The sequence below is a fragment of the Micromonospora sp. RTP1Z1 genome, from assembly GCF_033804685.1.
Lineage (GTDB): Bacteria > Actinomycetota > Actinomycetes > Mycobacteriales > Micromonosporaceae > Micromonospora.
This window is the reverse complement of the sequence record NZ_JAPFQV010000020.1, coordinates 25,930-40,995: the sequence shown is the minus strand read 5'-3', so window position 1 is coordinate 40,995 and position 15,066 is coordinate 25,930. Positions and strand designations below refer to the sequence as shown.

Here is a 15,066-nt window from a genome sequence, read left to right as displayed (position 1 = left end):
GGCGACAGGGCCGGTAGAGGCGAGGAGAGCGACATGTGGCGGGGTCTGATCGAGACGTACCGGGACCGGCTGCCGGTCACCGACGCCACCCCGGTCGTCACCCTGCACGAGGGGAACACCCCGCTGCTGCCGGCGCCGGTGCTCTCCACCCGGCTCGGCGCGGACGTCTGGCTCAAGGTCGAGGGGGCCAACCCGACCGGCTCGTTCAAGGACCGCGGCATGACCCTCGCGGTCTCCAAGGCGGTCGAGGCCGGTGACAAGGCGATCATCTGCGCCTCCACTGGCAACACCAGCGCCTCCGCCGCCGCCTACGCGGCCCGCGCCGGGATCACCTGCGCCGTGCTGGTACCGCAGGGCAAGATCGCGCTGGGCAAGCTGGCCCAGGCGCTGGTGCACGGCGCCAAGCTGCTCCAGGTCCAGGGCAACTTCGACGACTGCCTGGCGTTGGCCGGGAAGCTCGCCCAGGACTACCCGGTGGCCCTGGTCAACTCGGTGAACATCGACCGGTTGCACGGGCAGAAGACCGCCGCCTTCGAGATCGTCGAGGCGCTCGGCGACGCCCCCGACATCCACTGCCTGCCGGTGGGCAACGCCGGCAACGTCTCCGCGTACTGGATGGGCTACTCGGAGGAGCTGCGCGACGGCAACGCCACGAGGGCTCCGAAGATGTACGGCTTCCAGGCGGCCGGCGCGGCGCCCATCGTCACCGGGCAGGTGGTGCCGGAGCCGTCCACCATCGCCACCGCCATCCGGATCGGCAACCCGGCGAGCTGGAGCAAGGCGGTCGACGCCCGGGACGCCTCGGACGGCCTGATCGCCGCGGTGACCGACCGGGAGATCCTGTCGGCGTACCGGCTGCTGGCCCGGGAGGTCGGCGTCTTCGTCGAGCTGGGCAGCGCGGCCAGCGTTGCCGGGCTGCTCCAGCAGGCGGCGGCCGGCCGGGTCCCGCCCGGCTCCACGGTGGTCTGCACGGTCACCGGCCACGGCCTCAAGGACCCCGAGTGGGCCATCTCCACCGCGCCGGCCCCCGTCACCATCGCCAACGACCCCCTCGCCGCCGCCCGCTCCCTCGACCTCGCCTGACCCACCCCGCCGCGTCGCCGCGGGGGTGGGTGGGGGAGGGGATGATCGGTCGGGCAGACTTTGCCCACCCCGCAACCCTTCCTCAAAAGTGAGCCACGCCGATGTCGCTGCTCGCCAGATTCAGCCTCGCCAACCGGGGGCTGGTGCTCCTCATCGCGCTGGTGACCACGGCGTTCGGGGCGTACGCCGTGCCGTCGCTGAAGCAGCAGCTGCTGCCGTCGCTGGAGTTCCCCGCCGCGTTCATCGTGGCGGCGTACCCGGGCGCCGCGCCGGAGATCGTCGAGTCCCAGGTCACCGAACCGATCGAGAGCAGCCTCCAGGGCATCCCGGGGCTGGACAAGGTCACCTCCACCTCCCGCGAGGGCTCCACCACCATCCAGGTGCAGTACGAGTTCGGCACCGACCTGGACGACGTGGTGAACAAGATGCAGACCGCGCTGAACCGGATCGACGCCCAGCTGCCCCAGGGGGTGGACCCGCAAGTCCTCGCCGGCAGCACCGACGACCTGCCCGCCGTGGTGGTCGCCGCGACCGGTGCCGACGACGAGCGGGCCCTCGCGGAGAAGCTGCGCCAGACCGTCGTACCGGAGCTGGAAGGCCTGGACGGGGTCCGCACGGTCGCGGTGACCGGCACCCGCGACCAGGTCGTCCTGATCACCCCAGACCCGGCGAAGCTGGCGGCGGCCCGGCTGGCGCCTACCGCGATCGCCCAGGCGCTGAAGACCAACGGCGTCGCGGTGCCGGCCGGCGCGGTCGCCGACGGGAGCCGGTCGCTTCCCGTCCAGGTCGGCACCCCGGTCCGGACGGTCGAGGACCTGCGCGGCATCGTCCTGGCCACCGCCCCCGCCCTGCCGGTCCGCCTCGGCGACGTGGCGCGGGTCGAGCAGCAGCTCGCCCCGGCCACCGCGATCACCCGGACCAACGGCAAGCTCAGCCTGGGCATCGCCGTCACCGCCAGTCCCGACGGCAACGCCGTGGCGATCTCCCACGAGATCCGGGACCGGCTCGACGACCTGAAGGCGGCCTCCGGCGCGGACCTGACCGTCGTCTTCGACCAGGCCCCGTTCGTCGAGCGGTCCATCGACAGCCTGACCACCGAGGGCCTGCTCGGCCTGCTGATGGCGGTGGTGGTGATCCTGGTCTTCCTGCTGTCCGTCCGCTCCACGCTGGTCACCGCGGTCTCCATCCCGCTGTCGGTGCTGGTCGCGCTGATCGCGCTCTGGGCCGGCGACTACTCGCTCAACCTGCTCACCCTCGGCGCGCTGACCATCGCCGTCGGCCGGGTGGTCGACGACTCCATCGTGGTGCTGGAAAACATCAAGCGGCACCTGGAGTACGGCGAGCCGAAGCGGGAAGCCATCCTCGGCGCGGTCCGCGAGGTGGCCGGGGCGGTGACCGCCTCCACGCTCACCACGGTCGCCGTCTTCGCGCCGATCGCGCTGGTGGGCGGCTTCATCGGGCAGCTCTTCGCGCCGTTCGCGATCACCGTGACGGTCGCCCTGGTCGCCTCCCTGCTGGTCTCGCTCACCGTGATCCGGGTGCTCGCCTACGGGTTCCTGAAGCCGCGCCGGGGCGGCGCGGACGACGCGGCGGCGCGCCGCGCCGCCGAGGAGAAGGAGCTGCGCAGCCCGCTGCAGCGGGCGTACCTGCCGGCGATCGGGTTCGCCACCCGGTCCCGGAAGACCCGCTGGATCACCGTCGGGTTGGGGCTGCTCGTGCTGCTCGGCACCTTCGGGCTCGCGCAGAAGCTGGAGACCAACTTCCTGGACGACTCCGGCCAGGACACCCTGAACATCACCCAGGAGCTGCCGGCCGGCACCGGCCTGGCCGGCACCGACCAGGCGGCCGCGAAGGTCGAGGCGGTGCTGGCGCGTACCGAGGGCGTGCGGACGTACCAGGTGAGCGCGGGCGGCAGCGACCAGCCGTGGGCGGGCGGCGGTGGCAACAACACCGCCACCTTCTCGGTCGCGCTCGACGCGGGCACCGACGCGGCGAAGGTCAAGCGGACCCTGCGCGGGGAGTTCGACGCCCTCGGCCCCGACGCCGGCGAGCTGAGCTTCGGCGCCGGGCAGAGCACCTCCGCCAACCAGCTCGAGGTGGTCGTGCAGGCCGCCGACGCCGAGGCGCTTACCCGGGCCGCCGAGGCCGCCCGCGACGCGATGGCCGGCACGCCGGGGGTCGAGGACGTCTCCACCAGCCTGGCCGAGCGGGTGCCCCGGATCGAGGTCACCGTCGACCGCGTCGCCGCGGCCCGCGCCGGGCTGACCGAGGCGGCGGTGGGGCAGCTCGTCGCCCAGGCATATCGGGGCGCGCCGCTGGGCCAGGTCAGCCTCGACGGGGCGCAGCAGGACGTGGTGCTGAGCACCGGGGCCCGCCCGCCGGTGAGCGTGGCCGAGCTGCGGGCGCTGCCGGTCGGCCGGGTCAGGCTGGACGACGTCGCCGACGTCAACCAGGTCGAGGGGCCGCAGCAGGTCACCCGGATCGACGGTGAGCGCAGCGTCTCCGTCACCGGTACGGCCACCGGCTCCAACCTGGGCGCCACCACCCAGGAGCTGCAGAAGCGGCTGGACGCGCTGGACGTACCCGGCGCGACGTTCACCGTGGGTGGGGTCAGCGCGGACCAGAAGGAGGCCTTCGCCGACCTGGGGCTGGCCGTGCTGGCCGCGATCGCGATCGTCTTCCTGATCATGGTGGGCACGTTCCGCAGCCTGACCCAGGCGCTGATCCTGCTGATCTCCATCCCGTTCGCCGCCACCGGCGCGATCGGGCTGCTGCTGGCCACCGGGACGCCGCTGGGCGTGCCGGCGCTGATCGGCGTCCTGATGCTGGTCGGCATCGTGGTCACCAACGCGATCGTGCTGCTCGACCTGATCAACCAGTACCGGGCCCAGGGGAGGGGCGTGACCGAGGCGGTCGTCGAGGGGGGTCGGCGCCGGCTGCGCCCGATCCTGATGACCGCGGTCGCCACCATCTTCGCGCTGCTGCCGATGGCCTTCGGGCTCACCGGCGAGGGCGGCTTCATCTCGCAGCCCCTCGCGGTGGTGGTGATCGGCGGCCTGCTCAGCTCGACGCTGCTGACCCTGATCCTGGTGCCGACGCTGTACACGATGGTGGAGCGCACCAAGGAGTCGCTGCGGGAGCGGCGGGCACGCCGTACCGGTGGCACCGAAGTAGGCGGGCCGGCTCCGGACGTGGCCCCGGCCACCGACGGGGCCGTCGCCGACGACCAGCGGGCGGGGGCCGGGGCGGACGCGCCGGCCCGGCGACCGTCGGCGGCGTTGATCGGCGGAACGGACCAGTTCGAGGTGCTGCGTCTGCCGAAGAGCCGCCGGTCGCCGCTGCCGCCCACCGATTGAGCGGGTGACCTGGAGACGCCCCCGGCAGGCCAGCCTGCCGGGGGCGTCGCCGTGTCCGGGTCCGGCGGGTGGATCACCCCCTGTGGCGACCTGCGTCGAATGTGTGACGCTGTGCCGTCGGTGGGTTGTTGCATACTGAGTATCGGATCGCTCCGGGTGGGGCGACCGTCCGGAGCGGGGGCGGGGGCCATGGCGGAAGGTGCGGGCCGATGGGGCCGGCGGGCCGTGCTGCGCCGTACCGCCCTGCTGGCCGGTGGCGCCGCGCTGGGCGCCGCCGCCACCTCCCAGACCAGCCGGATCGCCGACCGGCGGCTCCCGCTCGCCGGCGGCCCGGCCAGCGCCACCCTCGGCAGCGGGCACCAGCAGGTCGGCTCCGGCGCGGTCGAGGTCATCTGGGGGGTACGCACCACCGACCGGCTGGTCGCGCTCACCTTCGACGACGGCCCGCTGCCACAGTGGACGCCGATGGTGCTGGACGCGCTGGACCGGCTCGCCGTGCCGGCGACGTTCTTCCTGGTCGGGGCGCGGGTCCGGGAGCACGCCGCGCTGCTGCGTGGCCGGCTGGGCCGGCACGAGGTGGGCAACCACAGCTGGGCCCACCACGATCTGGCCCGGCTCGACGCGCACGCCGCCTACGACGACCTGCGGCGCAGCCACGACGCGATCGCCGAGGTGGCCGGGGTGGCGCCCCGGCTGGTCCGACCGCCATGGGGGCACCTCGGCGGGGCGGTGCTGCACGCCGCCGCCCGGCTCGACTACCGGCTGGTGCTCTGGACGCTGCAGATGGTCGAGGGCGAGTTCCCGCACGACCCGGCCGGCCACGCCCGGCGGATCGTCGCCGACGTGCAGCCCGGCACCATCCTGCTCGGCCACGACGTGGGGACGGAGCGGCGGTTGGTCGCGCTCCGCGGGCTGCCCGACATGATCACCGGACTGCGCGCCCGCGGCTACACCTTCGTGACGGTCTCCCAGCTGCTCGGTCACGCCACGGTCGTCTGACCGGCCCGATAGGGTTCCGGCGTGTCACCCACGCTCGCGGTCCTCGTCCGCAACCGCGACTTCCGCAACCTCTTCCTCGCCGAGCTGGTGGTCTTCGGAGCCGACTGGTTCGTCATGGTGCCCCTGCTGGTGCTCCTGCCCCAGCTGACCGGCAGCGGGGTATGGGGCGCGCTGGTGCTCGCCGTGGACACCGGCACGGTGGCGCTGCTGCTGCCGTACACCGGCACCATCGCGGACCGGTTCGACCGCCGGAAGATCATGATGGTGGCCAACGTCGCCGCCCTGGTCGGCGTCCTGCTGCTGCTCGGCGTCCACAGCGCCGGCACGGCGTGGCTGGCGATGGTGGCGATCGGTGCCGTCGCGGTGGCGAAGGCCTTCTACTCGCCGGCCGCCCAGGCCGCCCTGCCCAACGTGCTCGACCCCGACGATCTCGCCGCCGGCAACGCCGTCGCCGGTTCCGCCTGGGGCACCATGACGGTCGTCGGCGCATCGCTCGGCGGCATGCTGAGCGCGGCCGCCGGCCCGTACGCCTGCTTCTGGGTGGCGGCGGTCGGCCTGGCGCTCGCGGCGTGCCTGGCCGCGCTGATCCGCCGGCCGTTGCAGTCCGCCCGCGAGCCCGGCGGCCCGGTGCAGCGCACCTGGCCGGCGATCCGCGAGGCGCTGCGCTACATCGGCCACCGGCCCCGGGTGCTGGCGCTGGTCACCGTGAAGTCGGCGGTCGGGCTTGGCAACGGGGTGCTGACCGTGTTTCCGCTGCTCGCCGGCGTGTACGGGGTCGGCGCGGTCGGCACCGGCCTGCTCTTCGCCTCACGGGGCGCGGGCGCCCTGGTCGGGCCGATCCTGATGCGGCGGGTGCTCACCAAGCGCGCCTGGCTGCTGCCGGGCCTGGCCCTGTCGATGTCCCTGTACGGCGTGGCCTATCTGGGCGCCTCGGCGGTCAGCTGGTTCCCGCTGGTGCTGGTGCTGGTCTTCCTCGCCCACTTCGGCGGCGGCAGCAACTGGGTGCTGTCCAACTACGCCCTCCAGGGCGAGGTGCCGGACCGCCTGCGCGGCCGGGTGTTCGCCACCGACATGATGCTGGCGACGCTGGCCATCTCGGTCAGCCAGCTGGTGGTGGCCCTGGTGGTGGACACCGTGAACGAGCGGACGGTGCTGGCGGGCTGTGGCCTGGTCACCCTGGTGTACGCGCTCGGCTGGCGACTGGCCACCCGGCGGCTCTCCCTCACCGATCCGGCGACCGAGCCGGAGTCCACCCCCGCCTCCTGACCGCTCCGGCCCGCCGCCCCGGGTCAGTCGCGGTCGGTGCCCGCCGACGCCGGGGCGGGGACGTCCGGCCCGCCCCACTGCTGCGGCGCCGGGTCACCGGCCCCCGGCTGCCAGCCGCTCCACGGGGTCGCCGGCGCGGCCGTCGCCCGCCGTCCGGCGAGGACGGCGGCGACGAGCAGGCCCAGCCCGGCCGGGTGCAGCAGCGCACCCAGCGGCCCGATCACCAGGGTCAGCCGGCTCGCCTGGACGGCGCTCCAGCCGCCGGCGACCAGGTGGGGCAGCGCCAGCACCCAGGCCAGGTTGAGCAACGCCCCGAGCAGGAGCACCGCCGTTCCGGCGAACAACAGCCCCCGTGGGCCGCGGGGCAGCCGCCGGTTCACCAGCGCCAGCACGAGGCCGGTCGCCAGCACGAGCAGGGTGGGGAGCTGGGCGAGCAGCTGCCAACCCGAGTAACCCAGAAACCGCATGTGGCCTCCCGCCGTCGGTGGATCGGCGTCAGGCTAATGGAATCGCGCGATTCCCATGGGTCGGGCGGTCCGCCGTGATGTCGGTCCCGAGCCATAGCATGAGCCGGTGCCGACGACTTTCACCTCCGGTCCCGTCCGGGTCCGGGTGCCCGCGACCAGCGCGAACCTGGGCCCGGGTTTCGACGCGCTCGGCCTGGCCCTCGGGCTGTACGACGACGTGGCGGCCGAGGTGACCCCGGGCGGCGTCCGCGTGACGGTGACCGGTGAGGGCGCCGGTGAGCTGCCCGAGGGCGAGCGGCACCTGGTCGCCACGGCCATGCGGGCCGCCTTCGACGTACTGGGCGGGCAGCCGCCGGGCCTCGCGCTGGAGTGCGTCAACCGGATCCCGCAGGCCCGCGGCCTGGGCTCTTCCTCGGCGGCCATCGTCGCGGGTGTGCTGCTGGCCCGCGCGCTGGTCGCCGACGGTGCCGAGCGGCTCGACGACGACGCGGTGCTGCGGCTGGCCGCCGAGCTCGAGGGGCACCCCGACAACGTGGCGCCCTGCCTGCGTGGCGGCTTCACCATCGCCTGGACCGAGCCGTCCGGGGCACGTGCGGTGTCGCTGGCGGTCGCCGACGGCGTCCGGCCGACCGTCTTGGTGCCCGCGCAACGCGGCTTGACGGCCACCGCCCGGGCGGCGCTGCCGGCCACCGTGCCGCACGCCGACGCCGCGCTGAACGCCGGCCGGGCGGCGCTGCTGGTGCACGCGCTGACCGTGGCGCCGGCGCTGTTGCTGCCGGCCACCGTCGACCGGCTGCACCAGGAATACCGCGCCGAGGGGATGCCGGGGACGGCGACGCTGGTCAGCGCCCTGCGTGGGGTCGGTGTGGCGGCTGTGGTCAGTGGGGCCGGGCCGACCGTGCTGGCCCTGACCGAGGTGTCGGAGGGCTTCGACCCGGGAACAGACTGGCGGCTCTGGCAGTTGCCGATAGACGTCAGCGGTGCACGGGTTGCCCGGGGTAGACTTGGACACGCCGAGCGGGACCCTGTTGCCGCAGGTCGTAAGAGTTGATTACGCTCTAGACTCAGCACAGCCGCGAAGCATGCGATCTCCTGCGGGTCGGCGCACCCCCGAAGCTCTCGGCGGTCAGCCCGTCACCCCTGCCAAGGCCCACGCCGCACCGCAGTTTCCACAGGTCGCCGCAGACGGCGAGACCTGCTCACCGACGTTGGTGAGTCGGGAAACCGACCGGCTGCTGTGTCACAGACTCCCGCGACGCGTCAATGCGAGGCGGGTGCACCGAGGCCGCCCGGCCACCTGGTTTTCGACTCCGGGCAGTCCCGGCCTATCGAGGGAAGGAATCCATTGAGCGACACCACCGACGTGACGTCGGATGTTTCCAACGTCGCTGGCGATGCCACCACCGCCGCCCCCACACGCCGTCGGCGCAGCGGTACCGGCCTGTCGGCGATGCTGCTGCCGGAGCTGCAGAGCCTGGCCGCGTCGCTCGGTATCTCGGGTACGGCTCGCATGCGTAAGGGCGAGCTGATCAGCGCGATCACCGAGCGGCAGGGCGGCGCCGCCGCCGGGACCCCTCGACCGCGGGCCGAGGTCGCTGCTGCGGCCGCTCCCGCCCGGGAAGAGGTGCACGCCGAGGTGCGGGAGGAGCGGGCCGACACCGAGCGCCGCCCCGCCGAGCAGGCTCCGGCGGCCGAGGCGACCGAGGGTCGCACCCGGACCCGTCGTGGCCGAGCCGCGACGACGACCGAGGCGCGCACCGAGGAGGTTCCGGCCGAGACCGGCGAGCGGGTCGAGCGCGGCGAGGGCCGCGGCGGTCGCGAGCGCGGTGCCGAGCGGACCGAGCGCGGTGCCGAGCGGACCGAGCGCGGTGCCGAGCGGACCGAGCGCGGTGCCGAGCGGACCGAGCGCGGTGCCGAGCGGACCGAGCGTGGCGGCGAGCGTGCCGAGCGGACCGAGCGCGGTGCCGAGCGGACCGAGCGGACCGAGCGCGGTGCCGAGCGGACCGAGCGCGGTGCCGAGCGCGGCGGCGAGCGGGGCGGTGACCGGACCGAGCGCGGTGAGCGCGGGGGCGACCGGGCCGAGCGCAACGAGCGGGGCGAGCGCGCCGAGCGGGGCGACCGTAACGAGCGCAACGACCGGGGCGACCGCAACGACCGTAACGACCGTGGCCCGCGGGCCGAGCGGGACAACGACTCCGACGACGACGGCGAGGGCGGCGGCCGGCGCGGCCGGCGCAGCCGGTTCCGGGACCGTCGACGCGGCCGGGGCGACCGGGTCGACGGCGGCGGCGACAGTGGCGGCCGCGAGCCGCAGGTCAGCGAGGACGACGTGCTCGTCCCGGTGGCCGGCATCATCGACGTGCTCGACAACTACGCCTTCGTCCGGACCACCGGCTACCTGGCCGGCCCGAACGACGTCTACGTCTCGATGTCCCAGATCAAGAAGTACGGCCTGCGCCGCGGTGACGCCATCACGGGCGCCGTGCGGGCCGCCCGGGACACGCGGGACGGCGAGCAGCGTCGCGACAAGTACAACCCGCTGGTCCGGCTGGACACCATCAACGGGATGGAGCCGGAGGAGGCGCGGCGTCGGCCGGAGTTCTACAAGCTGACTCCGCTGTACCCGCAGGAGCGGCTGCGGCTGGAGACCGAGCCGCACATCCTCACCACCCGGGTGATCGACCTGGTCATGCCGATCGGTAAGGGCCAGCGGGCGCTGATCGTGTCGCCGCCGAAGGCGGGTAAGACGATGGTGCTGCAGGCGATCGCGAACGCGATCACCCGCAACAACCCGGAGTGCCACCTGATGGTGGTGCTGGTCGACGAGCGGCCGGAAGAGGTCACCGACATGACCCGGTCGGTGAAGGGCGAGGTCATCGCGGCCACGTTCGACCGTCCGCCGCAGGACCACACCACGGTGGCGGAGCTGGCGATCGAGCGGGCGAAGCGTCTGGTCGAGCTGGGACACGACGTCGTCGTGCTGCTCGACTCGGTGACCCGGCTCGGTCGGTCGTACAACCTGGCGGCGCCGGCCAGCGGCCGGATCATGTCGGGTGGTATCGACTCCACCGCGCTCTACCCGCCGAAGCGGTTCCTCGGTGCGGCCCGCAACATCGAGAACGGTGGCTCGCTGACCATCCTCGCCACCGCGCTGGTGGAGACCGGGTCCATGGCGGACACGGTCATCTTCGAGGAGTTCAAGGGCACCGGTAACGCCGAGCTCAAGCTGGACCGGAAGATCGCCGACAAGCGGGTCTTCCCGGCGATCGACATCAACCCCTCCGGCACCCGCAAGGAGGAGGTCCTGCTCGCGCCGGAGGAGCTGGCGATCATCCACAAGCTCCGGAAGGTGCTCCACTCGCTGGATTCGCAGGCGGCGCTGGACCTGCTGCTGGACCGGCTCAAGCAGTCCCGGACCAACATCGAGTTCCTGATGCAGATCGCGAAGTCCACGCCGGGGGAGTGACACCAGCCCGGTAGGAGCGATGAGAAGGGCACGGCCTTGCGGCCGTGCCCTTCTCCGCGTCCGGGCCGCCGAGATGCGGCGGCCCGATGGCACGCGCGGGTCCGCCGCCGAGCGGCCCCACTGTGGATCGTCTCGGGCCTGAACCGGCAGGGCGACACCGGCGGCGGCCGGTCAGAAGTCGCCCTCGGCGACCTGGAACACGGTCAGGCCGAGCGACCGCCACATCCGTACCACCTGCATCCGGTCGTCGAAGACGCCGACCACCCGGTACCGCTCCCTGATCTCCCGTTCGTAGATCTCCCGCTTGACGATCGCGTCCTTGCGGTGGTCGCCGATCGCCCGCAGGTGCAGCACCAGGTAGGGGATCCGGACGTGCCGGGCCAGCCAGGCCTCCGTGTCGGCCCGGGCCGAGGCGTCCCGCCCGGAGCAGAAGACCACCCCGTGGCCGGCGGTGTGCATCGCCCGCACCGCCGCGATCACCGCCTCGTTCGGTGCGTCCTCGCCCACCCGGGCCATGTCGTACGGGCTGCGGGAGACGTTCAGCGCCACCGTGCCGTCGATGTCCACCAGCACGATCGCCGGCGGCTCGGGGTGGGGCGGGTGGACCGCGGCCGGCGTGCCCGTGCGGGCCGTCGGCACCGGCAGCGGCAGCGGGCGGTTGGCCAGGTAGCGGTCGTGCAGCCGGCGGATCGCCGCCTCGCCGACCCGGTCGGACTCCGGCCGCTCGGCGTCCCGGCGCAGGCACTCCTCCAGCGGTACGTCGGTGAAGTCGTGCACCTCGAACGCGGCGCCGAACCGCTCGGCCAGCTCCGCCCAGTCCCGCAGCGTCCGGGCCCGCAGGTTGGTGTCGTCCACGCAGACGCTCACCCGGGCCGCCAGGAGCGCCTCCACCTGGGCCCGCTGGGCCTTGGTGACCTGCCCCTCGGCCCACTGGGTGAAGAGTCGCTCGCCGTGCATCATCCGGCGCAGGTCGTCCCGGTTGACCCGGACCACACCGGGCTGGAGCCGGCGGGCGAAGGTCGTCTTGCCGGAGGCCGGCAGGCCCCGGGTCGCGATCAGGCGAAACATCCCTCCCACCCCCGGTTCGTCCGGTCCCGGTCCCGCGCCGGGGTCTCACGGTACGACCTGGCGAATGCCCGCGGGCGGGGCGGGAATGCGTACGGAGAGGCGAGCGTTACGCCTGCCGGACCACGTGTGCGGCCCGCTCGCCGGGTCGGCCGACGCCCATGGCACACTGGTCAATCGGCCACCGGTTCCGGTTCACGCCCGAGCCCGTCGTGTACGACGGGGAGAGATCGACGGCGACCCGGCGACCATCCACGAAAGGACCGAGGCGACATGAAGCCCAACATCCACCCGGAGTACGTGACCACCGAGGTTACCTGTTCCTGCGGTAACGTCTTCACGACCCGCAGCACCGCCAAGGGCGGCGCCATCCACGCCGAGACCTGCAGCGCCTGCCACCCGTTCTACACCGGTAAGCAGCGCGTTCTCGACACCGCCGGTCGGGTCGCGAAGTTCCAGCAGAAGTACGCCAAGGTTCAGGCCAAGAAGGCCAAGTAGCTTCACCGACGACGCCCGTGTCCGGCTCCGTGCCGGGCGCGGGCGTTCGTCCGTCTTCGCTGGTTTCCGCCCGTCCCGCCCGTGTCGTCGAAGGAGCACCCGCAGCATGAGCAGTGAGCGCCTGGCCGCCCTCCTCGACGAGTACGCCGAGCTGGAGAAGCGGCTCGCCGACCCGGCCATCCACGCCGACCAGGGCACCGCCCGGCGGGTGGGTCGCCGCTACGCCGAGCTGGTGCCCCTGTACAAGGCGGCCGACGAGCTGGAGCAGGCCCGGGCCGACCTGGTCGCCGCCCGCGAGCTGGCCGCCGAGGACCCGGCGTTCGCCGTCGAGGCCGAGTCGATCGCGGTGACCCTGCCGGCGCTGGAGGAGCGGCTGGCGGAGCTGCTGATCCCGCGCGACCCGCACGACGCCAAGGATGTGATCGTCGAGATCAAGGCCGGCGAGGGCGGCGAGGAGTCGGCCCTGTTCGCCGGCGACCTGCTGCGGATGTACACCCGCTACGCGGAGCGGCACGGCTGGCTCACCGAGGTGATCGACGCGCAGGACTCCGACCTCGGCGGCGTCAAGGACGTCTCGCTGGCGATCAAGACCAAGGGCGTGCCCGAGGGCGGCAACGGCGTCTGGTCCCGGCTCAAGTGGGAGGGCGGCGTGCACCGGGTGCAGCGGGTCCCGGTCACCGAGTCGCAGGGCCGGATCCACACCAGCGCGGCCGGCGTGCTGGTGCTGCCGGAGGCCGAGGACGTCGACGTCACCGTCGACCCGAACGACCTGCGGATCGACGTGTTCCGCTCGTCGGGGCCGGGCGGCCAGTCGGTCAACACCACCGACTCTGCGGTCCGGATCACGCACGTGCCCACCGGGATCGTGGTCTCCTGCCAGAACGAGAAGTCCCAGCTGCAGAACCGGGAACAGGCGATGCGGATCCTGCGCGCCCGGCTGCTCGCGGCGGCTCAGGAGCAGGCCAACGTGGCCGCCTCGGACGCCCGCAAGGCGCAGGTCAGGACGGTGGACCGCTCGGAGCGGATCCGCACCTACAACTACCCGCAGAACCGGATCACCGATCACCGGATCGGCTACACCGCGTACAACCTCGACCTGGCTCTCGCCGGCGAGCTGGACGGCGTGCTCGACGCCCTGGCGGGGGCCGACCGCACCGCCCGCCTCGCCGGGGAAACCGAACTCACCCGCCGCTGACCTCCGGCCCGCCCCGGACCGGGGCGGGTGAGGAAGCGCGGAGGCGGGACTTGGCCCGGAGCATCTCCCGGTCGGCCAGCTCGAAGGCGCTGCCGAGGGACTCCCGCAGGCTCGCGCCGGAGCCGCTCACCTCCGCGAAGCCGATGCTCACCCCGACCGGCGTGCCGGGCACCAGGGACTCCCAGTCCTCGGTGCGGACCGCCGCGTCGATCCGGCGGGCCACCTCGGCCGCCTCCGACATCCCGGCCCCGGCCAGCACCACCACGAACTCGTCACCGCCGTAGCGGGCGACGAAGTCACCCCGCCGCATCACCCGGTTGATCACTCCGGCGATCCGCTGGAGGACCAGGTCACCCGAATGGTGGCCGTGCCGGGTGTTGACCGCCTTGAAGCCGTCCAGGTCGCAGATGCCGATCACCACCCGCTCACCCCTGGCCACCACCGCCCCGATGTACCGCTCCAGGCGACGCCGGTTGGGCAGCCCGGTCAGCGGGTCGGTGAGCGCCTCGCCCTCGTACCGGGCCGCCTCCCGGCGCATCTCCTCGTGGTCGATCCGGGCGGCGATCCCGTCGATGTAGACGTCGCGCAGCCGGTCGTTGCGTTGCGCCGCCAGCCGGAACGCGTGCCGGTCGGCCCGGTGCGCGGCGGCGTGGTCGCCGGCCCGGGCCAGGGCGATGCTGCGCAGCCGGGCCGGTTCGGCGGCGCCGAGCGTCTCGGCCGAGACCTGAGCGGCCTCCAGCCGGGTCACCGCCTCGATTGGCCGTCCGTCGGCGACGGCCAGACAGATCTGGCCGAGCTGGCGCATGTCCCGTGCCCGGGCGCTGTCGGCGCCGTGCCCGAGCAGCCGGACCGGGTCGGCGTCCGTGCCGGACTCCACCCGGTCGCCGAGGGCCGCCCGGCGGGCCGCCGCGTAGCCGTACGCGGCCAGGCTGCTCGGCCGCAGGTTGCCGGCGCGCCCGGCGCGCTGGAACCGGTTGAGGTCCCCGGCGACGTCCCGGAGCACCCGCAGGCAGCCGTCGCTGTCCCCGTTGTGGTCCAGCGCGACCGCGTTGCGCAGCCGGATGCCGGGGGCGGCGAACGTCTCCTCCGGGATGCCGGCGGCCAGCCCGACCTGGCGGGCCCGCTCGATCGCCCCGAGGGCATGACCGTGGAAGCTGAGGTAGGAGTAGGCCATCGCCAGGTCGTGCCAGCCCCAGGCGATGTCCCGGTCCGGGTCGTCGACGGTGCCCAGCCAGCGGGAGGCCTTGACCAGGTGGGTGACGCAGCGGTCCAGTGCCCCCTGGTGGTGCGCGGCCAGCGCGGCCAGCGCGTTGAGGTGCCCGCGCAGGTAGGGCTCGGCCAGGTCGCGGGTGGCGTTGGACGCTTCCTCGATGGCCCGGGTGAACTCCGCCGTCCGGCCGAGATTGATCAGGGCGGAGAGGCGCTGCACCAGGGCGTCGGCGCGGGTGGTTCGGGTCGCTGGTCGTGCGGATGACCCGGTCGAGCAGGGCGCAGGCCTCCGCCGAGCGGCTCACCTCCTGCAACGCCCGGGCATGCCTGAGGGCGTCAACCTGGTCGTCGACCCGGTCGAGCCAGCCCACCCGCGACCTCCCTGTCGGTGTGCGTCCGGCCGCACCCGCTCGTGATGTGTCCCGCGACGCTTCATGATTATGTCGTGACCTCTTTCCCGCA

General features: G+C 73.6%; 10 protein-coding genes and 1 pseudogene. 8 read left to right on the top strand and 3 right to left on the bottom strand.

All coding sequences use genetic code 11. The annotated features are described in order from the left end of the window. Positions 1-33: 33 nt before the first annotated feature. From thrC to SLP03_RS12805, 4 genes are all read left to right on the top strand, one after another. The gene (thrC, locus tag SLP03_RS12820) at positions 34-1,083 is read left to right on the top strand and encodes a threonine synthase (protein WP_319460796.1); all 1,050 of its coding nucleotides are present in this window, start codon (positions 34-36) and stop codon (positions 1,081-1,083) included. A gap of 101 nt (positions 1,084-1,184) precedes the next feature. Further along, positions 1,185-4,439 carry an efflux RND transporter permease subunit gene (locus SLP03_RS12815; protein WP_319460795.1) on the top strand — a complete coding sequence of 1,085 codons (3,255 nt, stop codon included), beginning with the start codon at positions 1,185-1,187 and terminating at the stop codon, positions 4,437-4,439. Positions 4,440-4,628: 189 nt separating this feature from the next. Continuing rightward, entirely contained in the window at positions 4,629-5,438 is an 810-nt protein-coding gene (locus tag SLP03_RS12810) for a polysaccharide deacetylase family protein (RefSeq protein WP_319460794.1), read from the top strand. Positions 5,439-5,459: 21 nt separating this feature from the next. Continuing rightward, positions 5,460-6,704, top strand: a complete 1,245-nt coding sequence (locus SLP03_RS12805; RefSeq protein ID WP_319460793.1) for an MFS transporter — start codon at positions 5,460-5,462, stop codon at positions 6,702-6,704. A 23-nt stretch (positions 6,705-6,727) separates the two neighbouring features. On the opposite strand, the gene SLP03_RS12800 is transcribed toward SLP03_RS12805, so the two are convergent. Beyond that, positions 6,728-7,171: a hypothetical protein gene (locus tag SLP03_RS12800; RefSeq protein WP_319460792.1), complete on the bottom strand. Its 444-nt coding sequence runs from the start codon at positions 7,169-7,171 to the stop codon at positions 6,728-6,730. A gap of 106 nt (positions 7,172-7,277) precedes the next feature. Here SLP03_RS12800 and thrB point away from each other — a divergent pair, with 106 nt between their 5' ends. Continuing rightward, positions 7,278-8,222 carry a homoserine kinase gene (gene thrB, locus SLP03_RS12795; RefSeq protein WP_319460791.1) on the top strand — a complete coding sequence of 315 codons (945 nt, stop codon included), beginning with the start codon at positions 7,278-7,280 and terminating at the stop codon, positions 8,220-8,222. A 294-nt stretch (positions 8,223-8,516) separates the two neighbouring features. After that, complete coding sequence (rho, locus tag SLP03_RS12790) at positions 8,517-10,637, top strand: transcription termination factor Rho (protein WP_319460790.1); 2,121 nt, start codon at positions 8,517-8,519, stop codon at positions 10,635-10,637. A gap of 171 nt (positions 10,638-10,808) precedes the next feature. On the opposite strand, the gene SLP03_RS12785 is transcribed toward rho, so the two are convergent. Beyond that, the gene (locus SLP03_RS12785; protein WP_319460789.1) at positions 10,809-11,705 is read right to left on the bottom strand and encodes an AAA family ATPase; all 897 of its coding nucleotides are present in this window, start codon (positions 11,703-11,705) and stop codon (positions 10,809-10,811) included. A gap of 270 nt (positions 11,706-11,975) precedes the next feature. Between SLP03_RS12785 and rpmE the strand changes: the two genes are divergently transcribed. Further along, entirely contained in the window at positions 11,976-12,200 is a 225-nt protein-coding gene (gene rpmE / locus SLP03_RS12780; RefSeq protein ID WP_319460788.1) for a 50S ribosomal protein L31, read from the top strand. 106 nt (positions 12,201-12,306) lie between these two features. Next, a complete protein-coding gene (gene prfA, locus SLP03_RS12775) occupies positions 12,307-13,395 on the top strand; it encodes a peptide chain release factor 1 (RefSeq protein WP_319460787.1) in 1,089 nt (362 codons plus the stop codon). Here prfA and SLP03_RS12770 read toward each other — a convergent pair. Next, a pseudogene (locus SLP03_RS12770) lies at positions 13,382-14,975 on the bottom strand (diguanylate cyclase). The gene prfA and the pseudogene SLP03_RS12770 sit on opposite strands and share 14 nt — an antisense overlap. Positions 14,976-15,066 lie beyond the last annotated feature (91 nt).

Excerpts from the sequence above, each read along its gene's own strand:
- thrC (WP_319460796.1), top strand. The coding sequence starts at position 34 with ATGTGGCGGGGTCTGATCGAGACGTACCGGGACCGGCTGCCGGTCACC.
- SLP03_RS12815 (WP_319460795.1), top strand. The coding sequence starts at position 1,185 with ATGTCGCTGCTCGCCAGATTCAGCCTCGCCAACCGGGGGCTGGTGCTC.
- SLP03_RS12810 (WP_319460794.1), top strand. The coding sequence starts at position 4,629 with ATGGCGGAAGGTGCGGGCCGATGGGGCCGGCGGGCCGTGCTGCGCCGT.
- SLP03_RS12800 (WP_319460792.1), bottom strand. The coding sequence starts at position 7,171 with ATGCGGTTTCTGGGTTACTCGGGTTGGCAGCTGCTCGCCCAGCTCCCC.
- SLP03_RS12785 (WP_319460789.1), bottom strand. The coding sequence starts at position 11,705 with ATGTTTCGCCTGATCGCGACCCGGGGCCTGCCGGCCTCCGGCAAGACG.
- rpmE (WP_319460788.1), top strand. The coding sequence starts at position 11,976 with ATGAAGCCCAACATCCACCCGGAGTACGTGACCACCGAGGTTACCTGT.
- prfA (WP_319460787.1), top strand. The coding sequence starts at position 12,307 with ATGAGCAGTGAGCGCCTGGCCGCCCTCCTCGACGAGTACGCCGAGCTG.